The organism is Streptomyces sp. YS415, assembly GCF_023544665.1.
Classification (GTDB): Bacteria; Actinomycetota; Actinomycetes; order Streptomycetales; family Streptomycetaceae; genus Streptomyces.
This window is the reverse complement of record NZ_JAMJFL010000005.1, coordinates 141,935-163,264: the sequence shown is the minus strand read 5'-3', so window position 1 is coordinate 163,264 and position 21,330 is coordinate 141,935. Positions and strand designations below refer to the sequence as shown.

Genomic DNA, 21,330 nt, shown 5'->3' with positions numbered 1-21,330 from the left:
CTTCCGGGACCGGGCGTCGGTGGAGGTGAGGGGTGCTTACTGCACGTCGACGAAGTCACCGGTGGCGGTGGCCGGGGCGGTGCTGGTGATGCCCGCGTAGGTGAAGCGGAAGTAACCATCGGTGGAGGCCGTCACCGTGGTCTTCAGGTAACCACCCGTAGTGGTCTTGATGCCCTTGACGTTGGAGTACGTCGTGGAGCCCTTCTTGCGGAACTGAAGCACGGCGCTCTGTCCGCTGGGCATGCCCGAGTAGCCGAGCGTCTCCCAGTCGGCGCGGGTCAGCCTGCCGCTGACCGTGATGGTCTTGCCCTTCTTCACCGGCTCCGGCGAGGCGTTGACCGTCAGCTTCGACGTGCGCTGGACCTTGTGAGTCGAGTAGAAGTCGTTCCAGTACTCGCTGCCGTCATTGGCGAGCGCGGCCGCGGTCACGTGCCAGTTCCCGGCCAGCGAGTTGTCCAGCAGGTCGTCGTAGGTGTCACCGGTGATGGTGAGCTTGCACGTCGACGTGGTGGCGCTGAGGGGGGTGCAGTCGGCCGCCTCCTCGTTCGGGGGGAGGTAACCGTCGATGTCGCTCGCCGGGTCGGTGCCGTGCCACAGGTCCATGTAGGCGTCCGCGATGCCGCTCTCGTGGGTGGCGGTGAGGGACACCTCGAAGGTCTTGACGGTGGTGGTGCCGAAGACGAGGTTCTTGCCGGCGTTCACCGTCACGTTGGAGACGGTCGGCGCGGCGGCGGCCGTGTTGTACGCCGACTTGGCGGAAGAGGCGCCGAAGCGCTCCGCGGCGCTCGGCCGGTCCAGGCTCGCGGCATCCCGCGAGTCGGCCTGCGCGAACGGCACAGCAAGGGCGGACAGGGCCAGGGCGCCGGTGACGGCGGCCACGGTGGCACGTATGCGCATGTGTTCCCCACGTTGGAGAGGGGCCCCGACGGTGGTCGTTCCCTACGGCTCGTCGTCGGCCGGGGCCTCAAAGTGATCGTGGAGCCTGTTGGCTCGCATGATCAGATTCATGAGGCAGGTGAATGGTTGTACGTCGTACGAAAATTGTGTGCGGGAATTTCCGGGACCGCGTGAAGACCTCAGTCGAACCAGCGGTCCCGCGCGAGCTCCTGCGTCCGCGACGGATCCTCCAGCAGCGCCGCCACCTCGAACCGCCGCGGCCACTGCCGGGCCGCCCAGGCCAGCCCCGCGGCGACGCCCTCCAGGGTGGACGCGTGCAGCACACCGTCGTCGGTGAGCCGCCAGTCGATCTCCACGCCGTCCACGACGAGTTCGTCGTGCTCGACGTAGGAGGCCGGCGTCCGCGCCCCCAGCAGGACCCGCACCGGCTCCGGTACGTCGTGCTCGGCGCCCTCGGAGTCGACGGACCCGGTGACGGACTCGCTCAGCCGCCGCACCTGGAACAGCTCGGCCAGTTCGGCGGCGCGCGACGGCCGGACCGGCAGCAGCGGCACGCCCGCGGTGAAGGGGAGCAGATCGGGGGAGTCGACGACCACGGCGTCGGCCGCCTCCACCACCTCCACCCGGCCGTCGACGACGGCGCGCAGCTCGTCCGGCAGGGTCACCCGCTCGGGGTCGAGGTCGGCCAGCGCGCCGTACAGGGCGTGCAGTTGGGACCCGGTCACCGTCCGCGCGGGATCGGCGAGCCGGTCCAGCAGCTCGGCGGCGCCGCCTGGCTCGTCGAGCAGCGCGGCCACGGAGGTCCGCACGCCCAGGGCGCGCAGCACCTGTTCGTCGTCGAACCCGGTCGCGTCGGCCTCGTCGTACAGGCCGCGCAGCAGCGGGTCGCCGCCGGCGGCGAGCAGTCCGGCCGGGCGGCGGCCGTCGAGCACCGGGTGCCCGCGCAACCACCAGGCGGTGTAGGGCCGTACGACCTCATGCGTGCCGTCGGGCAGCAGGATCCGCACCTGCTGGGTGAGGGCGTCCCTGAGCGGCGGCCGGGCGAGCAGGGCCAGCGCCTGCGGCCACTTGTCGTCGTCGACGAGGTCCAGGTCGCGCACGGCGACCAGTTCCGTGGCGACGGGCGGCACGGGGGTGTCGGGGAAGCGGTCGAGGATGTCCTCGCTCCACACGTCCACGGCGTCCAGCAGCCCGGCGTCGTCGGGGTGGGCGAAGTCGCCCTCGCGGGGCTCCAGTTCGTCGGGGTCGAGCACCACGTCCGTGGCGCGGACCAGCGCGAAGGTCGCGAGCACTCCGCAGGCCGCGAGCGGCTGTTCGCCCCACCGCTCGGCCAGTTCGGCGTCCACGGTGGCGAGTTCGCCCTCGCGCATGACCTGGTGGAAGGGGCTGCCGGGCAGCACCAGCTCGCCCGCGGGCGCCGGCTCGCCCTCCTCGTCGGGCAGGGCGAGGGCGCCGAGCCAGGGTTCGTCTCCCGGTTCGAGGTCGGCGTCCCGCACCAGGGCCAGCACGGTGTCGGCCAGTTCCTCGGCGTCGAGCGTGTCCCGTTCCCAGTCGAGACCGCCGTCGTCGTCCAGGGAGGCGGCCACGGCTGCCCGCACCTGCGGGGTGGTGAGCACGGCCCGCGGGGTGGCGGCCAGCGCGCCGAGCTTCTCCAGCAGCGGGTGGGCGGCGTCCGGGTGGGCGACCTTCAGCCCGAGCCGGGCGAGCAGTTCCGGGTCGATCCCGGCGTCCGCGGTGGGCAGCAGCACCTGACGCGGGCCGATGGTGGTCCGCCCGTCGGCGAGCGGCACCGGCAGCCCGGAGAGCCGGTCGGGGTCGACCCCGGCGAGGCTGTCGTAGAGCCGCCGCCACCAGTCGGGTTCCTTCTCCAGGCCGGCCAGCCGGTCGACGGCGTCGGTCAGCGGCACCCGTGCGACGCCCAACGTCCGCAGCTCCACGCGCCGTTCGAGCCCGGCGGGCAGCAGCGTGGGCAGCACCTCGGCGAGGACCCGCACGGTCTCGGCGCCCGCGCCCTCCACCCCTTCCGCGTCCCGGGGCCGCAGGGCCTCGGGGAGATCGTCGGTGGCTTCCGGGCGGGTCGGGTCGGCCGGGTCGGCCGGGAGGGCGGGCGGGAGGAATTCCGTCCGCGGCAGCCGCTCCAGGATCGCCGCGCGCAGCGCGCCGTCCAGTTCGCCCTTGCCCAGCGGGCCGGGCACGAGGTCGATGATCCCCGCGGTCACCGGCCGCCAGCCGGCGAGCAGCCCGGCGTAGGCGTCGGCGGCGCGCTGCACCAGGAAGTCGGTCAGCGGGCCGGGGGCCGCGTGCCGCCGGGTGGTGTCCAGCGGGAAGGAGGCGATGAGCAGCGCGGGCACCCCGAGGGCCTCGTCGCTCGGCGTCGGCGCGTGCACGACGGGGCTGGTCCGCGGCCGGACGGGGGCGCCGTCCTCGTCGGCGGGCACGGCCCAGGTGACGGACCAGTGCGGCCGCAGCCGCTCCTCGACGGGCCGGTCGGCCAGCAGCTCGGCCGCGAGGGGCCCGTTCGCCGTCGCGGTCCGCCAGCGGGTGGCGCCGTCCCGGGAGTCCTCCACGACGGTGAAGGCGCCGTCGGTGCGGCGGGTGATCGTGCGCACGGTGTCCGTCTCGACGACGACCTCGGTGAGCCCCGGCAGGGCGAGCAGCAGGGCGTCGTCGACGGCGTCCAGGAGCCGCTCGGCGAGGTCGGCGGCGGCCGTGTCGCGCAGCGGCAGGATGACGGCCGTGTCGTAGGGGCCGGGGGCGGTGCCCTCGGCGGCGAAGGGGAGCCGCAGGAGGGGCACGTGGCCGTCGCGGCGCCGGATCTCGTCCCCGAGGCCCGGGCTGTGCCGGGCGGTGTCGGCGGCGAGCTCGCGGGCCTCGGCGAGCGACCAGCGCACGCCTCCGTGCCGGCCGACCACGGCGGGCTCGTCGGTGACGGACAGGACGGCGGCGAAACCGACGCCGAAGCGGCCGATGGAGGGCGTGTCCCGCTTGGCGGACGCCCGGAGCGTGGCGAGCGACTCGACGCCGACGGCGTCCAGCGGCGCGCCGGTGTTGGCGGCGACGAGGACACCCTCGCGCAGGGTGAGCCGGAGCCGTCCGGGCACGCCCGCCCGGGCGGCGGCGTCGGCGGCGTTCTGAGCGAGCTCGACGACGAGGCGGTCCCGGTATCCGCCGAGGACGAGGTCCTCCTCGGCGTTGGCGTCCTCCCGGAACCGGGCCGGGCTGGTCGCCCAGGCGTCCAGTACCCCGCGTCGCAGCCGGGCGGTCCCGAACGGATCCGCTCCCTCGACGGCCGGCCGCACGAACTTGCTCACGTTCACTCCACTCATCGGCGTGACGATGAAGGTACCGCGAGGTGGGGTGCCGCTAACCCCGGGCCGAGGAGCCCTGGGGCCGCGCAGCCGCTACGAGTGCCCCAGATCGGCCGCGTCCTCGTCGGACACCGCCGGCACCGATCCCGAGTCCGCCGCCGGGCGCAGCGGGAAGGGGTCGACCGTCGTCTCGTCGATCACCGGCGGGGCCGGCTGCGGGGGCTTGGGCATGACGGCCGCCTCGGAGTGGCCGCCGCAGCCGTAGGTCAGGGAGACGACCCGGCCGTCGGCCGGGGAGAACTCGTTGGCGCACACGCCGAAGGCCTGGCCCAGGGAGCCGCCGAGCCGCATCAGGAAGCCGCAGCTGACGCAGGAGGCGGGGGCGGCCTGCGCCATCGGGGTCTTGGCGCCGAACGCCTCCTCCCACCGGTCGGCGGCGACATGCAGGCCGTAGCGCGACAGGACCCGGGCCCGGCGCATGCCCAGTTCCTCGGCGACGGCGGCGATCGAGCCGCGGGCCGGGACGACCGGCAGGTGGGCGGGGGTGCCGCCGGTGACCTCGGCGTCCTCGGCCTCGACCAGCTCGGCCATCTCGTGCGAGACGGCGGAGCTGGGCACCGGCTCGTCCTCACCGGTGTAGCCGGGCTCCAGGCGCAGGTCCTCGGCGTCGGTGGGGAGCAGATCGCCGGGGCCCATGTCGCCGGGGCGCAGCCGCTCGCTCCACGGCACCCACTCGGGGGCGAGGAGCGCGTCCGGGCCGGGGAGGAGGACCACCTCGTCGAGCGTGACGTTCTTCGCGCGGGACGCCCGGGCCACCGTCACGGCCCAGCGCCAGCCGCGGTAGCCGAGCTCCTTGCACTCGAAGAAGTGCGTGACGACGCGGTCGCCCTCGGAGACCAGACCCACGTGCTCCCCGACGACGCCGGGCGCGGCTGCCTCCTCGGCGGCGGTGCGGGCGAGGTCGGTCGCCTCGGCGCACAGGCGGTCGGGGGTGCGGCTTCGCGTGGTCGCTGCGCTCACAGGTATCGCTTCTCTCCTACGCCGTCTGTCGGGTGCGGCTGCCTGAAGGCGGCGGGACGGGCGGACGGAGCGGACCGGGGGACCGCGTCGACGTCCGCGCCCCCTCGCACTCGGGCGCACCTGTCACCATCCATTCTGCGGGATGGCCGAGATACGCACGCTACCTGTTCACCGGCGCTCGGCCTACACCGACGGTCGCAAACCACTGACAAAGCCGCGCCCATACGCGCGGTAACCGCACTACGTTCGACCATCTCGGGGCACTATGACGTCGTGGCAGCCGCGCGGACGCCTCAGGGAGCCACCGGAGCCGGTGGGGACCGGGGCCGCACACGGAGCGGCGGTTCGGGCCGACTCGGCGGCGCCGTCCGCTCCGTCGGACGTGCCCTGCACTTTCCGGTCACCGGCACCGCCCGCGGCATCCGCAAGGCGACCCACGCACAGGGAGCGGGCGAGTCCGGCCTCGGCAAGCTGATCGAACTGCACGGGGTGAACGGCGCCGGCGACATGATGATCACGGTCGCCCTCGCCTCGACGGTCTTCTTCTCCGTCCCGACCGACGAGGCCCGCGGCCGGGTCGCGCTCTACCTCGGCATCACCATGGCGCCGTTCACGCTCCTCGCGCCCGTGATCGGCCCGCTCCTGGACCGCGTCCCGCACGGCCGCCGGGCGGCGATGGCCGGCGCCATGCTCGCCCGGGCCCTGCTCGCGCTGATCCTGTCCGGCGCGGTGATCACCGGCGGGATCGAGCTGTACCCGGCGGCGCTCGGGGTGCTGGTGTCGTCGAAGGCGTACGGCGTGGTCAGAAGCGCGGTCGTGCCCCGGCTGCTGCCACCCGGCTTCTCCCTGGTCAAGGCGAACTCACGGGTCACGCTCGGCGGGCTGCTGGCCACCGGGGTGGCGGCGCCGGTCGGCGCCGGGCTGCAGGCGATCGGCCCGCGCTGGCCGCTGTACGGCGCCTTCGTGCTGTTCATGGTGGGGGCGTTCCTGTCGTTCACGCTGCCGCCGAAGGTCGACTCGGCCAAGGGCGAGGACACCGCGCTGCTGGCGGCGGACGAGGAGCATCTGCACGGACCGCACCTGAAGCCGGTCAAGCGCCCCGGGCTGCGCACGGTCGGCATCGCCGTCACCCATGCCCTGGGCGCCAACGCCGCCCTGCGCTGCCTGTCCGGCTTCCTGATCTTCTACCTCGCCTTCCTGCTGCGCGAGCATCCGATGGCGGGGCAGAGCGCCGCGGTGTCGCTGGGCATAGTGGCCGTCTCGGCCGGGGTGGGCAACGCCTGCGGGACGGCGGTCGGGGCGTGGCTGAGATCACGCGCCCCGGAATACATCATCGTGACCGTGGTGGGCTGCGTGATGACCGCGGCGATCATCGCGGCGGTCTTCTTCAGCGCCGCCGTGGTGGCCTGCCTCGCGGCGGTCGCCGGGTTCTCGCAGGCGCTGGCCAAGCTGTCCCTGGACGCGCTGATCCAGCGGGACGTGCCGGAGCTGGTGCGCACCTCCGCGTTCGCCCGCTCCGAGACGCTGCTGCAGATGTCCTGGGTGCTGGGCGGCGCGATCGGCATCGTGCTGCCGCTGAGCGGCAGCCTGGGCATGACGGTGGGCGCGGTGATCGTCGCCACGGGCTGGCTGACCACGGTCCGCGGCCTGATCCGCTCGGCCCGGCACAGCGGCCCATCGCGGACGAGGGTGGCCTAACGCACCGGCACGCCGCACCCCGCGTAAGGAACCGGTGGGGCGCTGCCGATAGCCTTCGCCCCATGACCATGCAATCCGCTGTGCGACGCCGCCGCGCCGTCGCCGCCGCCGGCGCCGTATCCGCCGGACTGCTCGTCCTGTCGGCCTGCGAGAAGCCCACGCCGATGGCCACGATCACCGTCGGTTCGTCGTCGGTGAGCGAGGAGGCCACCTGCGGTGGCGAGGGCGAGGCCCTGAAGAACGCGGCCCTGACGGAGTGCCTGAAGGAGACCGACATCAAGTCGCTCACCGTGGACCCGGACGAGACCGTGCGCTTCGGTGTCGACCCGGAGATCGCGGACAAGGGCTGGACGATCATGATGAACGGCCAGCCGCTGCTCCAGGAGCCCCTGAAGAAGACGTACACCACGATCCCGGGCAGCGTGTTCTTCAACGCCCAGTACGGCGCCCAGGGCAACTCGACGCTGGTGTCCATCCGGGAGGGCAAGAACGAGACGACCGGTCTGTGGTCCTTCAAGCTCAAGAAGGACGACTGACCACGTCCGCCCTGCGCATCCTCGTCGCCACCGCCGTCCCCGCCGAACGGGACGCGGTGGCACAGGCGTTCCCGGGCGAGGTCCTCGCCGTCGGAGTGGGCCCGGCCCGGGCCGCCGCCGGCACCGCCACGGCCCTCGCACGGGCCCCGTACGACCTGGTCGTCTCGGCCGGGATCGGCGGCGGCTTCGCGCCCCACGCCCCCCTCGGTTCCCTCGTGGTCGCCGACGAGATCACCGCCGCCGACCTGGGCGCCGAGACCCCCGAGGGGTTCCTGCCGGTCACCGAGCTCGGCTTCGGCACCGTCACCCACCGTCCGCCCGAAGCACTCGTACGGGAGACCGCGGCCGCCACCGGCGCCCTGACCGGTGCCGTCCTCACCGTCTCCACGGTCACCGGCACCGCCGCCCGCGCCGCCGCGCTGCGCGCCCGTCACCCCACCGCCCTGGCCGAGGCCATGGAGGGCTTCGGCGTCGCCGAGGCGGCCGCCCTGCACGGCGTGCCCGTGCTGGAGATCCGTGCCGTCTCCAACCCCGTCGGCCCCCGCGACCGCGCCGCCTGGCGCATCGGGGCGGCGCTGGCCGCGCTGACCGAGGGCTTCGGGAAGCTCACACCCGTCCTGGAGAGTTGGAAGTCGGTATGAGGCTCCGGATCGCGTACTCCCCCTGTCCGAACGACACCTTCGTCTTCGACGCCCTCGCGCACGGCCGGGTCCCCGGCGCGCCCGGGCTCGACGTGACGTTCGCGGACATCGACCTCACCAACGGCATGGCCGAGCGCGGTGAGTTCGACGTGCTGAAGGTGTCGTACGCGGTGCTGCCGTACGTCCTCGACGAGTACGCGCTGCTGCCCTGCGGGGGCGCGCTGGGCCGGGGCTGCGGTCCGCTGGTGCTGACCCGGGAGGCCGGGACGGACCTCACCGGCCGTACGGTCGCGGTGCCGAGCGAGCGGTCGACGGCGTATCTGCTGTTCCGGCTCTGGGCGGCGGACACCCTGCCGGGAGGGGTCGGGGAGGTCGTGGTGATGCCGTTCCACGAGATCATGCCGGCCGTGCGGGACGGGAAGGTCGACGCGGGACTCGTCATCCACGAGGCGCGCTTCACGTACCAGAACTACGGGCTGCACAAGCTCGCGGACATGGGCGAGCACTGGGAGCGCACCACCGGTCTGCCCATTCCGCTCGGCGCGATCATCGCCAAGCGGGCGCTGGGCGCGCAGACGCTGACCCGTCTCGCCGAGTCGGTCCGCGCCTCGGTGCTGGCCGCCTGGGACGACCCCGAGGTCTCCCGGCCCTATGTCATGGAGCACGCCCAGGAGATGGACCCGGCCGTCGCCGACCAGCACATCGGGCTGTACGTCAACGAGTTCACCGCGGGACTCGGCGAGGACGGCTACGCGGCCGTGCGCGGCCTGCTGACACGCGCGGCGGCCGAGGGGCTGTTGCCGCCCCTCGGCCCGGACGCACTGGAATTCCCGTAAAAGCGACGGCTATACGTCGAGCTGGTCGGCGACCGCCCGCAGCAGACCCGCGATCTTCCCGCCGGCGGCCTTGTCGGGATAGCGGCCCCGCTCCAGCATCGGCGTGATGTTCTCGAGCAGGGTCGTCAAATCCTGGACGATGGAGGCCAACTCGTCCGGCTTCTTGCGGGTGGCCGCGGCGACCGAAGGGGTCGGATCGAGAACGGTGACGGACAGGGCCTGGTCGCCGCGCTGTCCGGCGACGACCCCGAACTCCACTCGCTGGCCCGGCTTGAGCGTCTCGACTCCGGCGGGGAGGACCGAGGAATGGACGAAGACGTCACCGCCGTCGTCGCGGGAGAGAAAGCCGAAGCCCTTCTCGCTGTTGAACCACTTGACCTTGCCGGTAGGCACGTCTGTCCTCGTCCTCGTACTCGTCGGAAAACTGCATCGGAAAACGGCTCTTGATAGCACTCGGGCGGGTCGACCATGACCCGCCGGTACCAAGGCTAATGGTCTTCGGGCGGGTGACAAGACGTCCCCCGGTTGTTCCTTCGGGCAGGGAACTACCCTGGTCCGGTGCGTGACAAAACCCAAACGAATTCCGCCGCGCCCGGTGACCGACTGATCCGAGTCGGAGCGGTCGTGTTCTTCCTCGGCGCCGTGGCCACTCTGGTAACGGTGGCCCCGCTGCTGCTCGGCACGACGCCTTTCCCGGCGTACATGTTCGGACTGAGCATGCTCATGGGGGTCGGTTTCCTGATCGCCGGCGCCGGGGTGTTCCGGTCGATCGCCGCGGGGCGCCGTCAGGCGGCGGGCCGGTAGCCCGCCAGCCATGCCGGGAAGTGCGTGAGGTCGGCGAGGACGACGTCGGCTCCGGCCGCGCGCAGGGCGTCGGCGTCGTAGGGGCCGGTCGCGACGGCGACGGAGAGCGCCCCGGCGATCCGGGCGCCGCGGATGTCGCCCAGGTGGTCGCCGACGTAGACGCCGGCGGCGTGCTCGCGCAGCGCCTCCCCCTTCTGCTCGGCCCACAGGTCGCCTATCACCGCGTCCGCCTCGATGCCGAGGTGGGCGAGGTGGAGCTTGGCGTTGGGCTCGTACTTGGCCGTGACGACGATCGCCCGCCCGCCCGCGGCGCGCACCGCGGCGATCGCCTCGGCGGCGCCTGCCAGTGCGGGGGTGGCGGTAATGGCGTACTCCGGGTACATCGACCGGTACACGTCGGCGATCTCCCGGACCCGCTCCGCCGGGAACCAGTGCGCGAGCTCCTCCTCCAGCGGCGGCCCGAGCCGGGTGACCGCGAGGTCGGCGTCGACGAAGGTCCCGGTGCGCTCGGCGAGCGCGGTGTAGCAGGCGTGGATGCCGGGGCGCGAGTCGATGAGGGTCATGTCGAGGTCGAAGCCGACGGTGACGCCGGAGGCGGTGCGGGCGGGTGCGGGATGCGCGGTGGAGGCCATGAGGGACATTGTGCCCATCGCCTCCGGCGGCCCTACGTCCGCCGTTGCGACCGCCACACCAGGTACAGCGCCGACGCGACCGCGGCGCCCCGCACGACCCACGGCCAGGTCTCGGCGACGGCGTCGTTCATGTGCCCCTCGGCGATCGGGTCGCCCCAGCGGCCCTCGGTACGTCCCCACAGCCACACCAGGCCCGCGGTGACCGCGAGGGCGGGGAGCACGACGACGGCGCCCTTCTTCTCGGCGTCGGTCAGCCGGCGGGAGCCGTAGGCGAGGAGCCAGCCGAGGATCAGGACGACGAGGTTACCGATGACGGCGCCGGTGAGCAGGAGGGCGGCGGCGAGCAGCAGGAGGGGGTTCTGCCAGGTCTTCCAGCCGGCGGCGGGCAGGGCGACGCCGAACCGCCGGCGGCGCGGGGCGGCCTCCTCCTCGACGAGGTCCTCGGCGGCCACGGCCGGGGCCTGCGCCGGCCTCAGCTGCTCCTTCGGGGGCGGCGGCCTGAGCAGCTCGGGGATCTCCACGCCACCGACGAACCCCGGGACCTCGTCGCCGACCCCGAACGGGCTGGAGTCCACCCGCCACCAGTCGGGCTGGGCGGCGCTGTCCCCGAGCTCGTGCGTACTGGCGAGATGGGGCGAGGAGGGGATGTCGTGGAGGGCGTCGTCGGCTTCGGCGGGCCGGGGCCGCGGCACGATCCGCCGAAGCCGCTTCTGCGCACGGTCCGGCTGCACGGGCACGGCGGCGGGCGGCGCCGGGGCCGCCCCGGCGCCACCGGCCGCGGTGACGACCTCGTCGGGGGTGCCGAGCCGGGCGATGATCCGGCGGACGGCGGCGGGACTGTCCACGGGCACCCGGGCCCGGCGCCGGTCGATCTCGTTGCGCAGCTCCGAGACGAGCCGCATCCGGGCACCCGACGGCAACTGCCGCTGCTGGGCCACGTCCCCGACGCGGCTCAGATACTCGTAGACGACCTGGTCGCTCTCAATCCCCACCGAAGTCCCTCCGGGGGTCGGCACGTTGAAACCCCGTCGCACGACGGTACCGCGCCGAAGCAGACATCTTGGACCCGCCCGGCCGCGGGCCGCCGGGGGCCTCGCGCGACGCGGGCCGGCCCCCTCGTCGTACCCACCCGCTAACGTGGGTCGGATGAGCGACCCGGCATCCTCGCCCCGTTCCCTCGCGGAAGCGCTCCGCGCGCGGGACGACGCCTCCCTGGCCGTACTCCTGCGCGCCCGCCCCGACCTCATCACCCCCGTCCCCACGGACCTCACCCAGCTCGCGACCCGGGCCGGCACCCGCGCCTCGGTGATCCGCGCGCTGGAGCGCCTGGACCGCTTCGCCCTGCAGACCGCGGAGGCCCTGGCCGTGGCCGCCGACCCGGCCCCGTACGACGAACTCCTCGGCCTGATGGCGGGCGACGAGGGCGACCCGGCCGTGGCGAGCGCCCTTCCGCGTGCCGTCGCCCTGCTGCGCGAGCAGGCCCTGGTCTGGGGCGACGACGACCGCCTGCGTCTCGTGCGCACGGCCCGCGAGCTGCTCACGCCCAGCCCGCAGCACCCGTCCCCGACGGGCCTCGGCCCGACCGTGCGGGAGGCCACCGCGGGCATGTCCCCGGGCCGTATCCAGGAGATCGTCACCGCCGCCGGGCTGCCGTCCACCCATGACGCCGTCTCCGCCGTGACCTCGCTCACCTCGCTGTTCACCGACCGGCGCCGGATGGCCGCCCTGCTCGCCGGGGCCCCCGCCGACTCCCTGGAGGTGCTGACCCGGCTGATCTGGGGGCCGCCGTACGGCCAGGTCACCGCCGACCCGGCGCCCCGGCTGCGCTGGCTCCTGGACCGCGGCCTGCTGCTGCCCACGGCGCCGGGCACGGTCGTCCTGCCCCGCGAAGTGGCCCTGCACCTGCGCGGCGGCCACGCGCACCGCGCCACCGAGCCGCTGCCGCCCGCCGTGGAGGCCGCCGCCACCCACCGCCCCCAGGTGGTGGACGCGACGGCGGCCGGGCAGGCCTACACCGCGCTGGCCACCGTCGAGGAGCTGCTGAAGGACTGGGACGAGGGCGGCCCGGCGGTGCTGCGGGCCGGCGGCCTCAGCGTCCGCGACCTCAAGCGCACGGCCGTGGCACTGGACGTCGCCGAGCCGGTCGCCGCGTTCTGGGTCGAGCTGGCCTACGCGGCGGGCCTGCTCGCCTCCGACGGCGAGGCCGACGAGCGGTACGCGGCGACCCCGGCCTACGACGAGTGGCTGGAGCAGTCCCCGGACCTGCGCTGGGCCCGGCTCGCGGCGACCTGGCTGACGGCGACCCGGACGCCGGGGCTGATCGGCGGGCGGGACGCCAAGGACCGGACGCTCTCCGCCCTCGGCCCCGGCCTGGACCGCTCGGCGGCCCCCGAGGTACGGCACCGGGTCCTCACCCTGCTCGCCGCCCTCCCGGAGGGTGCCGCCCCCAGCGCCGAGTCGGTGCTGGCCCGGCTGGAGTGGGAACGACCGCTGCGCGGCCCCCGCACGGACGACGACCTGCGCTCCCAGCTGGCCCGGTGGACGCTGGCGGAGGCCGAGATGCTGGGCGTGACCGGCCGGGGCGCCCTGTCCGCGCACGGCCGCGCCCTGCTGGGCGCACCGGAGGCGAGGCCGCACCGGCACGAGGAGCACCCCGAAGGGCCGGGCGACAAGCTCCCCGTCCACCACCGCCCGGCCCCCGCGGCCGTCCCGCTCTCCCCGCCCGAGCAGGCGGCTGCCGCCGCGACCGCCGCCCGCCTCCTGGCGCCGCTGCTGCCCGCACCCCTGGACCACGTGCTGCTCCAGGCGGACCTGACCGCGGTGGCGCCCGGCCCGCTGCAGCGCCCGCTGGCGGACATGCTCGGGGTGCTGGCGGACGTGGAGTCGAAGGGCGGCGCGACGGTGTACCGGTTCACGCCGGGCTCGGTACGCCGGGCCCTGGACGCCGGCCGGTCCGCCTCCGACCTGCACGCCTTCCTCAGCGCCCACTCCCGCACTCCGGTGCCGCAGCCGCTGACGTACCTGATCGACGACGTGGCCCGCAGGCACGGCCACCTCCGGGTCGGCGCGGCCTCCGCCTACGTCCGCTGCGACGACGACGCCCTGCTCAACGAGATCCTCGCCGACAAGCGCGCCGCGGGCCTGCGCCTGCGCCGCCTCGCCCCCACGGTCCTGGCCGCCCAGGCCGACCCGGCCGCCCTGCTGGACGGACTGCGCGCGATGGGCTTCGCCCCGGCCGCCGAGTCCGCCGAGGGCGACGTCCTGATCGCCCGCGCCCTCGCCCACCGCACCCCGCCGCGCACCGCCCCGGAACCGGTCCCGGAGGGCCCCCCGGTCCCGGACACCACCCTGCTGTCGGCGGCGATCCGCGCGATCAGGGCGGGCGACATGGCCGCCACGACCCCCCACAAGCAGTCCCCGCCGGCCGGCGGCGAGCTACCCCGCACCAGTTCCGCCGAGACCCTCGCCACCATGCAGGCGGCCGTCCTCACCGGCGAGGCCCTGTGGATCGGCTACGTCAACGCCGAGGGCGCCGCCAGCCAGCGCGTCATCGCCCCCGTCCGCGTGGAGGGCGGCTTCGTCACGGCGTACGACCACACCGCGGACGAGGTCCGGACCTATCCGCTGCACCGGGTCACCGGGGTGGCCGAGCTGGCGGACGACTGAGCTTGATCGTCCGGGGGTGCGGCACACTGGAGGTTTGGATTAGTCCGGAGGGATGCGCACGTGAACGGACCGCTGATCGTCCAGTCCGACAAGACCCTGCTCCTGGAGGTCGACCACGAGCAGGCCGGTGAGTGCCGTCGGGCCATCGCGCCGTTCGCGGAGCTGGAGCGGGCGCCGGAGCACATCCACACCTACCGGGTGACCCCGCTCGGGCTGTGGAACGCGCGCGCCGCCGGGCACGACGCGGAGCAGGTCGTGGACGCGCTCGTGCAGTACAGCCGCTATCCGGTGCCGCACGCGCTGCTCGTCGACATCGCCGAGACGATGGACCGGTACGGCAGGCTGACGCTCAGCAAGCACCCGACGCACGGTCTCGTCCTGACCACCACCGACCGTCCGGTGCTGGAGGAGATCCTGCGCTCCAAGCGGATCATCCCGCTGGTCGGGGCGCGGATCGACCCGGACACCGTGGCCGTGCACCCCTCCGAGCGCGGCCAGATCAAGCAGACGCTGCTGAAGCTGGGCTGGCCGGCCGAGGACCTCGCCGGGTACGTCGACGGCGAGGCGCATCCGATCGAGCTGGCCGAGGACGGCTGGGCGCTGCGGCCGTACCAGAAGCAGGCCGTGGAGAACTTCTGGCACGGCGGGAGCGGAGTGGTCGTGCTGCCCTGCGGTGCCGGCAAGACGCTCGTCGGCGCCGGGTCGATGGCGCAGGCCAAGGCGACCACCCTCATCCTCGTCACCAACACCGTCTCCGCCCGGCAGTGGAAGCACGAGCTGGTGAAGCGGACCTCGCTGACCGAGGACGAGATCGGCGAGTACAGCGGGACGCGCAAGGAGATCCGGCCCGTCACCATCGCCACCTACCAGGTGCTGACGACGAAGCGGAAGGGTGTCTACCCGCACCTGGAGCTGTTCGACTCCCGGGACTGGGGGCTGATCGTCTACGACGAGGTGCACCTGCTGCCCGCGCCGGTCTTCAAGTTCACCGCCGACCTCCAGGCGCGGCGGCGGCTCGGGCTGACCGCGACCCTCGTCCGCGAGGACGGGCGCGAGTCGGACGTCTTCTCGCTCATCGGCCCCAAGCGGTTCGACGCTCCCTGGAAGGAGATCGAGGCGCAGGGCTACATCGCGCCCGCCGACTGCGTCGAGGTCCGGGTGAACCTCACCGATTCCGAGCGGCTCGCCTACGCCACCGCCGAGCAGGAGGAGAAGTACCGCTTCTGCGCCACGACCGCGACCAAGCGCAAGGTCACGGAGGCGCTGGTGCGGCGGTTCGCGGGGCAGCAGATCCTGGTGATCGGCCAGTACATCGACCAGCTCGACGAACTGGGCGAGCACCTGAACGCCCCGGTCATCAAGGGCGAGACCTCCAACGCCCAGCGCGAGAAGCTCTTCGACGCCTTCCGGCAGGGCGAGATCAGCGTGCTGGTCGTCTCGAAGGTCGCCAACTTCTCCATCGACCTGCCGGAGGCCACGGTCGCCATCCAGGTCTCGGGCACCTTCGGCTCCCGCCAGGAGGAGGCCCAGCGCCTCGGCCGGGTGCTGCGTCCGAAGGCCGACGGCCACCAGGCGCACTTCTACTCCGTGGTCGCCCGCGACACCCTCGACCAGGACTTCGCCGCCCACCGCCAGCGGTTCCTGGCGGAGCAGGGGTACGCCTACCGGATCGTGGACGCGGACGAACTCCTCGCGGACGGCTGAGCCGCCGGTGACCCTCGGCGGTCACCTGCGGCGGACGCCCGCTTCCTCGCCGTACTCCCCGAGGATGACGACGTCGAAGGCGGCGCCCGCGAAGACCTTCACGGCGCGCAGGGCGTCGCCGAGGCGGTGGCGGTGACTGCCGAGAAGGGGACTGGCTCCGGCGGCCGGGTGGCGGCCGGGGACTGGGGTGAGGGTTGCGGCGCTCATGTCTCCATGGTGGATTCCGGGACATAAGGCGGGCATCGGTCTCGGGACCGAATCGGCGCGGGGCCGCTGTCCACCTGTGGACCGAGCCGTACCCCCCAGGGGGAGGGCGGGGTCCCCTAGGGGACGGACATGGGGGAGGCGGGTTCGGGCGGGGCGGCGGGGATGGCGGCCAGGGCGTCAGCGGGAGGTCAGCGGGGCGTCAGCGGCGGCGGGAAAACCGTTGGCCCCCTCCTTCCCCGCTCGCCTAGAATCTCCGCTCTTGCCCGCCTCCCTTCGCGGAGTGCCGCCGTCCGGCCGGAAACCGGACGGCTTCTCGCAGCGCCCGATCCCGCAGGCCCCCCGGAGGCACTCCCTTGTCCACGCCCGCCGACGACCCCCTGGCCCGTGAGCGTTCCCACCTCGCCTCCTCTCGCGCCGCCCTGCGTGCGATGCGCGAGGACGTCGAGGCGCTCGACATCACGGACGTCACCGCGAACTGGGTCAACGCCGCCGTCCTCGCCCACCAGATCGACGAGCGGATCAAGGCGCTGGCCGACCTGAGCGACACCCCGCTGTTCTTCGGCCGCCTCGACTATCTGCACGCACCCGGCGCGGACCGCTCCGAGGGCGCGCAGGGCGAGCAGTTCTACATCGGGCGGCGGCATGTGCACGACGCCGCCGGCGATCCGATGGTGATCGACTGGCGCGCGCCGGTGTCCCAGCCGTTCTACCGGGCCTCGAAGAAGGACCCGCAGGACGTGGCGCTGCGCCGCCGCTTCGGCTACACGGGCGGCGACCTCACCGCGTACGAGGACGAGCACCTCTCCGACCCGGCCGAGGCGGCGAGGACCAGCAAGCTGCTCCAGCAGGAGATCGAGCGCCCGCGCGTGGGCCCGATGCGGGACATCGTCGCCACGATCCAGCCCGAGCAGGACGAGATCGTGCGGTCCGGTCTGGGCGGCACGGTGTGCGTGCAGGGAGGCCCCGGTACCGGGAAGACGGCGGTGGGCCTGCACCGGGTGGCGTATCTGCTGTACGCCCACCGTGAGCGGCTGGCCAGGACGGGGACCCTGGTCATCGGCCCGAACCGGTCCTTCCTCCACTACATCGAGCAGGTCCTGCCCGCGCTCGGCGAGCTGACGGTCCGGCAGGCGACCGTCGACGACCTGGTCGCTCAGGTGGAGGTGCGCGGCACGGACGACGCGGCGGCGGCGGTCGTCAAGGGTGACGCGAGGATGGCGGAGGTGCTGCGGCGGGCGCTGTACTCGCACGTGACGATGCCGTCCGAGCCGGTCGTGGTGGTGCGCGGTTCGCGCCGCTGGCGGGTGCCGGCGTACGAAGTCGAGGCCATGGTCCGGGAGTTGCTGGACCGGGAGATCCGGTACGGGGCCGCCCGGGAGGCGCTGCCGCAGCGGATCGCGCATGCGGTGCTGGTGCAGATGGAGCGCTCGGGGGAGGCGCCGGACGACCGGGTCCAGGACGCGGTGGCCCGCAATACGGCGGTGAAGGCGGCGGTGAAGGCGATCTGGCCGGTGGTGGAGCCGGCGAAGCTGGTGCTGCGGCTGCTGACGGACGCCGGGTTCCTCGCGGAGCACGCCGAGGGGGTGCTGAGCGAGGAGGAGCGCAAGCTGATCCTGTGGGAGCGGCCGGTGCGGTCGGTGAAGTCGGCGAAGTGGTCGGCGGCGGACGCGGTGCTGATCGACGAGGCGACGGACCTGATCCGGCGGACGCACTCGCTGGGGCACGTGGTGCTGGACGAGGCGCAGGATCTGTCCCCGATGCAGTACCGGGCGGTGGGGCGGCGCTGCACGACGGGCTCGGCGACGGTGCTGGGGGACCTGGCGCAGGGGACGACCCCGTGGGCGACGAAGAGCTGGGCGGAGGCGCTGTCCCATCTGGGCAAGCCGGAGGGCGTGGTGGAGGAGCTGACGGCGGGCTTCCGGGTGCCGACGGATGTGATCACGTACGCCTCCCGGCTGCTGCCGCACATCGCGCCGGGGCTGACGCCGGTGGCGTCGGTCCGGGAGAACCCGGGCTTCTTCGAGGTGCGGGCGGTGCGGGGCACGGCGGACGTGGTGGGCGCCTGCGAGGAGCTGCTGCGCAACGAAGGGTCCACGGGGCTGATCGCGGCGGACGCACGGGTGCCGGAACTGGCGGAGGCGCTGGCCGCGGCGGGGATCGGGCATCTGTCCCCGGGCGAGGAGACGACGGCGCGGACCCGGCTGACGCTGGTCCCGGCGTCGCTGGCGAAGGGCCTGGAGTACGACTACGTGGTCCTGGACGAACCCCGGGCGGTGGTGGACGGGGAGCCGGACGAACGGACGGGGCTGCGGCGGCTGTACGTCACGCTGACGCGAGCGGTGTCGGGCCTGATCGTGACCCATGCGGCACCGCTGCCGCCGGAGCTGACGGCCTGATCCCGAGCGCCGGAGGGCTGTTCCCAGCCCCTCCGGCGTTCGGGGACGAGGCACGCCGTCCAGGGCCCGGCGGTCACACCCCGTCCAGCACCCGCCGCCACTCCCCCACCGCCGCCTGGGACACCGGTCCGGTCCAGCCCTCGGGCCGGGCCGCCCCGCCGATGTGGAACGCGTCGAGCCCCGCGGACAGCAGATACGGCACGTGGTCCAGCCGCAGTCCCCCGCCCACGAGCACCCGCTGCTCGTACCCCGGCTCGCCACCCCGCGCCGCCTCCGCCAGCAGCGTGGGCAGCCCTTCGTCGACCCCCGCCGCGGACCCCGCCGTCAGATAGGTGTCCAGCCCCGCCAGCCCGTCCAGCGCCTTGCGCAGCGCGTCCCGGTCCGCCGCCCGGTCGATCGCCCGGTGGAACGTCCACCGGCACCCGCCCAGCACCGCCACGACCCGCTCCACCGCATCCAGGTCGACAGCCCCGTCGGAGTCGAGGAACCCGAGCACGAACTCCTCGGCCCCCGCGCCCCGCATCTCCTCGGCGGCCCCCACCAGCCGGTGGGCGTCCCCCGCCGCGAACCCGTCCGCCAACCGCACCATCACCCGCACCGGAATGTCCACGGCGGCCCGGATCCCGGCCACGGTCGCGGCCGACGGGGTCAGCCCGTCGGCGGCGATGTCGGTGACCAGTTCGAGGCGGTCCGCGCCTCCGGCCTGGGCGGCGACCGCGTCCTCGACGTCGAGGGCGATCACCTCCAGGAGTGCACGCTTGCTCATGGGGCCCCATTCGTCGGCGACCAAGGGTCGACACCAGGTGTATAGGTCTAGTCCAATCCTGCTCCAAGACTACGCCCGCCACACGCCCCGTCACACCCGGCCCACGCACCGGGGCGCGCCCCGGTGCGGGAGGGAGAATGGGCGCATGGCAGATCTCGACGACCTCCGCTCCCGCTGGCTGCGCACCCTGCTCGCGGCGCGGGAGGACGACTCCCGCGCCGTCTCCCCCGACCGGTACGGCGACGCGCTGCTCGAGCGGTGGTCGGAGCCGCAGCGGCGCTATCACACCGTGGACCACCTCGCGGCGGTCCTCGACCATGTCGACGTCCTGGAGGAGTACGCCGCCGACCCGGCCGCCGTACGGCTGGCCGCGTGGTTCCACGACGCCGTCTACCTGCCGGACCGCTCCACCAACGAGGAGCGGTCGGCCCGTCTCGCCGAGCGCGCCCTGCCCGAGGCCGGAGTGCCCGCCGAGCGCACCGCCGAGGTGGCCCGGCTCGTCCGCCTCACCGTGACCCACGATCCCGCCGACGACGACCGCAACGGCCAGGTCCTGTGCGACGCCGACCTCGCGATCCTCGCCGCGCCGCCCTCCGCGTACGCCGCCTACACCGCCGCCGTCCGCGAGGAGTACCACTTCGTGCCGAACGACGCCTTCCGGTCGGGCAGGTCCGCGGTGCTGCGCCAACTGCTCGACCTGCCGCGGCTGTTCAGGACGCCGTACGGACAGGAGAAGTGGGAGGCCACCGCCCGGTACAACCTCGCTGCGGAACTCGAAATGCTCTCGCTCCCCTCCGGCCCGTCCGCATAGCCTGCCCGCATGCGAGACATGGGCGGGGAACGCGTGCAGGAAGCCGTGGCGGGCTCGGTGGCCCTGTTGCGGACGGCGGCCGGCAAGGACTGGGACACGGTCAAGGCCGCGCGGTCGGAGTGGAGTTGCCGGGAGGCGGCGGTCCACATCGCCCACGACCTCATCGTCTACGCCGGTCGCCTCGCGGCGCGGGGCCGCACCGCGCACGTGCCCCTGACGGTCACTCCCGACGCCACCGCCGGCAACGAAGGGCTGCTGGAGGCCATCGAGACCACCGGCACCCTGTTCACCGCCACCCTGCGCACCACCCCGCGCCACGTCCGCGCGCACCACCCCTGCCCCTACTTCAGCGCCAACGCCGATGGCTTCGCCGCCCTCGGCGTCGGCGAGGTGCTGCTGCACACGTACGACATCGCCGAGGCGCTGGGCCTGGCCTACGAACCGCCCGCCGAGCTGGCCGAGTTCGCCCTCACCCGGCTCCTGCCGCACGTCCGGCCCGGGCCCACCCCCTGGGCGACCCTGCTCTGGGCCACCGGCCGCGGCACCCTTCCCGACCGTGCGCCGGTCACCGACTGGCACTGGATCAACCACCTCGTCCTGCCCGCCGGCCGGCTCACCCTGGAGAGCCTGACCCCCGCCGCCGCGGCCGACCTCGCGGCCGGGGGCGACGGCGGCTACACGTGGGCGCCGGGCGGCCCCTACGACGGCACCCGGGAGGCCTCCGGGATGCTGCTCAAGGCGTACGAAGCGGGCGTGCACCGGCCGGAGTTCGGCGTCTTCGTCCTCGTCCGCGAGGAGGACGACCGGGCCGTGGGCGCCCTCGGCTTCCACGGCGCGCCCGACGAGGAGGGCCGCGTGGAGATCGGCTACGACCTGGCGGAGTCGGCCCGCGGCAACGGCTACGCGACCGAGGCGCTGCGGGCGCTGTCGCGGTGGGCGCTGGCCAGGGACGACGTACACACGCTGCTGGCGACCATAGACCGCGCCAACCTGCCGTCCCAGGCCGTGGTCACCCGCGCGGGCTTCGTGCGGGCCACGCCCGAGGAGGAGCGGGCGATGGGCGAGCGCCGGGAGGCGGACGGCCCGTTGCACGTCTATCTGCTCAGCGCCCCGGCTGGCTCGTCCGGAGCGCCGACGGCAGGGTCTAGCGGCCCTTCGGCCGGCGCAGTCCCGCTCCGTTCAGCAGCCGCACCACGTCCCGGCTGCTGACCTCCACCGCGCCCGCGGCGACCGCGTCGGCGTAGCGGTGCGAGGGGATGTCGTAGTGGTCCCGCTCGAAGGCCCGCCGGGGGACGCCGAGCCGGTCGGCGAAGTCGTGGAGTTCGGCGAAGGAGACGTCGCTGACCAGGTGGGACCACATCCGGCCGTGCCCGGGCCAGGTCGGCGGATCTATGTAGACCGTCACGGG

The 21,330-nt window shown here is 74.0% G+C and carries 19 protein-coding genes; 10 read left to right on the top strand and 9 right to left on the bottom strand.

Annotation, left to right across the window (positions count from 1 at the left end):
- Window positions 1-36 precede the first annotated feature (36 nt).
- The 3 genes from M8H82_RS08715 to M8H82_RS08705 form a co-directional block, all read right to left on the bottom strand.
- Window positions 37-897, bottom strand: coding sequence for a calcium-binding protein (locus tag M8H82_RS08715; RefSeq protein ID WP_250071914.1), 861 nt, complete (start codon window positions 895-897; stop codon window positions 37-39).
- A 179-nt stretch (window positions 898-1,076) separates the two neighbouring features.
- Window positions 1,077-4,208 carry a sacsin N-terminal ATP-binding-like domain-containing protein gene (locus M8H82_RS08710; protein WP_250071913.1) on the bottom strand — a complete coding sequence of 1,044 codons (3,132 nt, stop codon included), beginning with the start codon at window positions 4,206-4,208 and terminating at the stop codon, window positions 1,077-1,079.
- A gap of 90 nt (window positions 4,209-4,298) precedes the next feature.
- A complete protein-coding gene (locus M8H82_RS08705) occupies window positions 4,299-5,225 on the bottom strand; it encodes a DUF3027 domain-containing protein (RefSeq protein ID WP_250071912.1) in 927 nt (308 codons plus the stop codon).
- 273 nt (window positions 5,226-5,498) lie between these two features.
- On the opposite strand from M8H82_RS08705, the gene M8H82_RS08700 reads away from it, so the two are divergent.
- The 4 genes from M8H82_RS08700 (at window position 5,499) to M8H82_RS08685 (ending at window position 8,936) form a co-directional block, all read left to right on the top strand.
- Window positions 5,499-6,923, top strand: coding sequence for an MFS transporter (locus M8H82_RS08700; RefSeq protein WP_250071911.1), 1,425 nt, complete (start codon window positions 5,499-5,501; stop codon window positions 6,921-6,923).
- A gap of 62 nt (window positions 6,924-6,985) precedes the next feature.
- A complete protein-coding gene (locus tag M8H82_RS08695; protein WP_374211633.1) occupies window positions 6,986-7,459 on the top strand; it encodes a DUF2771 domain-containing protein in 474 nt (157 codons plus the stop codon).
- Entirely contained in the window at window positions 7,429-8,100 is a 672-nt protein-coding gene (locus M8H82_RS08690) for a futalosine hydrolase (protein WP_250071910.1), read from the top strand. The genes M8H82_RS08695 and M8H82_RS08690 overlap by 31 nt, the downstream gene beginning before the upstream one ends.
- Window positions 8,097-8,936 carry a 1,4-dihydroxy-6-naphthoate synthase gene (locus tag M8H82_RS08685; protein ID WP_250071909.1) on the top strand — a complete coding sequence of 280 codons (840 nt, stop codon included), beginning with the start codon at window positions 8,097-8,099 and terminating at the stop codon, window positions 8,934-8,936. Before M8H82_RS08690 ends, M8H82_RS08685 begins: the two co-directional genes overlap by 4 nt.
- 9 nt (window positions 8,937-8,945) lie before the next feature.
- Here M8H82_RS08685 and M8H82_RS36420 read toward each other — a convergent pair whose 3' ends face one another.
- Window positions 8,946-9,329, bottom strand: coding sequence for a cold-shock protein (locus M8H82_RS36420; protein ID WP_308293238.1), 384 nt, complete (start codon window positions 9,327-9,329; stop codon window positions 8,946-8,948).
- Window positions 9,330-9,494: 165 nt separating this feature from the next.
- On the opposite strand from M8H82_RS36420, the gene M8H82_RS08675 reads away from it, so the two are divergent.
- A complete protein-coding gene (locus M8H82_RS08675) occupies window positions 9,495-9,740 on the top strand; it encodes a hypothetical protein (protein ID WP_250071908.1) in 246 nt (81 codons plus the stop codon).
- Here M8H82_RS08675 and M8H82_RS08670 read toward each other — a convergent pair.
- Entirely contained in the window at window positions 9,722-10,372 is a 651-nt protein-coding gene (locus tag M8H82_RS08670; RefSeq protein WP_250071907.1) for an HAD family hydrolase, read from the bottom strand. The two genes, M8H82_RS08675 and M8H82_RS08670, sit on opposite strands and share 19 nt — an antisense overlap.
- Window positions 10,373-10,404: 32 nt before the next feature.
- Complete coding sequence (locus tag M8H82_RS08665; protein ID WP_250071906.1) at window positions 10,405-11,364, bottom strand: hypothetical protein; 960 nt, start codon at window positions 11,362-11,364, stop codon at window positions 10,405-10,407.
- A 154-nt stretch (window positions 11,365-11,518) separates the two neighbouring features.
- Here M8H82_RS08665 and M8H82_RS08660 point away from each other — a divergent pair, with 154 nt between their 5' ends.
- Together M8H82_RS08660 and M8H82_RS08655 are read left to right on the top strand one after the other, a co-directional pair.
- Window positions 11,519-14,038, top strand: a complete 2,520-nt coding sequence (locus M8H82_RS08660) for a helicase-associated domain-containing protein (RefSeq protein ID WP_250071905.1) — start codon at window positions 11,519-11,521, stop codon at window positions 14,036-14,038.
- A gap of 60 nt (window positions 14,039-14,098) precedes the next feature.
- Window positions 14,099-15,742: a DNA repair helicase XPB gene (locus tag M8H82_RS08655; RefSeq protein ID WP_250071904.1), complete on the top strand. Its 1,644-nt coding sequence runs from the start codon at window positions 14,099-14,101 to the stop codon at window positions 15,740-15,742.
- 21 nt (window positions 15,743-15,763) lie between these two features.
- Here M8H82_RS08655 and M8H82_RS08650 read toward each other — a convergent pair whose 3' ends face one another.
- Window positions 15,764-15,949, bottom strand: a complete 186-nt coding sequence (locus tag M8H82_RS08650) for a hypothetical protein (RefSeq protein WP_250071903.1) — start codon at window positions 15,947-15,949, stop codon at window positions 15,764-15,766.
- A gap of 353 nt (window positions 15,950-16,302) precedes the next feature.
- Here M8H82_RS08650 and M8H82_RS08645 point away from each other — a divergent pair, with 353 nt between their 5' ends.
- Entirely contained in the window at window positions 16,303-18,345 is a 2,043-nt protein-coding gene (locus M8H82_RS08645; RefSeq protein WP_250071902.1) for a UvrD-helicase domain-containing protein, read from the top strand.
- Between the two features lie 73 nt (window positions 18,346-18,418).
- Here M8H82_RS08645 and M8H82_RS08640 read toward each other — a convergent pair whose 3' ends face one another.
- Entirely contained in the window at window positions 18,419-19,111 is a 693-nt protein-coding gene (locus tag M8H82_RS08640) for a copper homeostasis protein CutC (RefSeq protein WP_250071901.1), read from the bottom strand.
- A gap of 145 nt (window positions 19,112-19,256) precedes the next feature.
- Between M8H82_RS08640 and M8H82_RS08635 the strand changes: the two genes are divergently transcribed.
- Window positions 19,257-19,922, top strand: a complete 666-nt coding sequence (locus M8H82_RS08635) for a hypothetical protein (protein WP_250071900.1) — start codon at window positions 19,257-19,259, stop codon at window positions 19,920-19,922.
- Window positions 19,923-19,931: 9 nt separating this feature from the next.
- Window positions 19,932-21,131 (top strand): GNAT family N-acetyltransferase, encoded by a 1,200-nt coding sequence (locus M8H82_RS08630; protein ID WP_250071899.1) that lies wholly within the window; start codon window positions 19,932-19,934, stop codon window positions 21,129-21,131.
- On the opposite strand, the gene M8H82_RS08625 is transcribed toward M8H82_RS08630, so the two are convergent.
- Window positions 21,067-21,327 carry a DUF4031 domain-containing protein gene (locus tag M8H82_RS08625; RefSeq protein WP_250071898.1) on the bottom strand — a complete coding sequence of 87 codons (261 nt, stop codon included), beginning with the start codon at window positions 21,325-21,327 and terminating at the stop codon, window positions 21,067-21,069. The two genes, M8H82_RS08630 and M8H82_RS08625, sit on opposite strands and share 65 nt — an antisense overlap.
- Window positions 21,328-21,330 lie beyond the last annotated feature (3 nt).

Coding starts and splice junctions, on each gene's coding strand:
- M8H82_RS08715 (WP_250071914.1), bottom strand. CDS start 897: ATGCGCATACGTGCCACCGTGGCCGCCGTCACCGGCGCCCTGGCCCTG.
- M8H82_RS08695 (WP_374211633.1), top strand. CDS start 6,986: ATGACCATGCAATCCGCTGTGCGACGCCGCCGCGCCGTCGCCGCCGCC.
- M8H82_RS08685 (WP_250071909.1), top strand. CDS start 8,097: ATGAGGCTCCGGATCGCGTACTCCCCCTGTCCGAACGACACCTTCGTC.
- M8H82_RS08670 (WP_250071907.1), bottom strand. CDS start 10,372: ATGGCCTCCACCGCGCATCCCGCACCCGCCCGCACCGCCTCCGGCGTC.
- M8H82_RS08660 (WP_250071905.1), top strand. CDS start 11,519: ATGAGCGACCCGGCATCCTCGCCCCGTTCCCTCGCGGAAGCGCTCCGC.
- M8H82_RS08650 (WP_250071903.1), bottom strand. CDS start 15,949: ATGAGCGCCGCAACCCTCACCCCAGTCCCCGGCCGCCACCCGGCCGCC.
- M8H82_RS08640 (WP_250071901.1), bottom strand. CDS start 19,111: ATGAGCAAGCGTGCACTCCTGGAGGTGATCGCCCTCGACGTCGAGGAC.
- M8H82_RS08635 (WP_250071900.1), top strand. CDS start 19,257: ATGGCAGATCTCGACGACCTCCGCTCCCGCTGGCTGCGCACCCTGCTC.
- M8H82_RS08630 (WP_250071899.1), top strand. CDS start 19,932: ATGCGAGACATGGGCGGGGAACGCGTGCAGGAAGCCGTGGCGGGCTCG.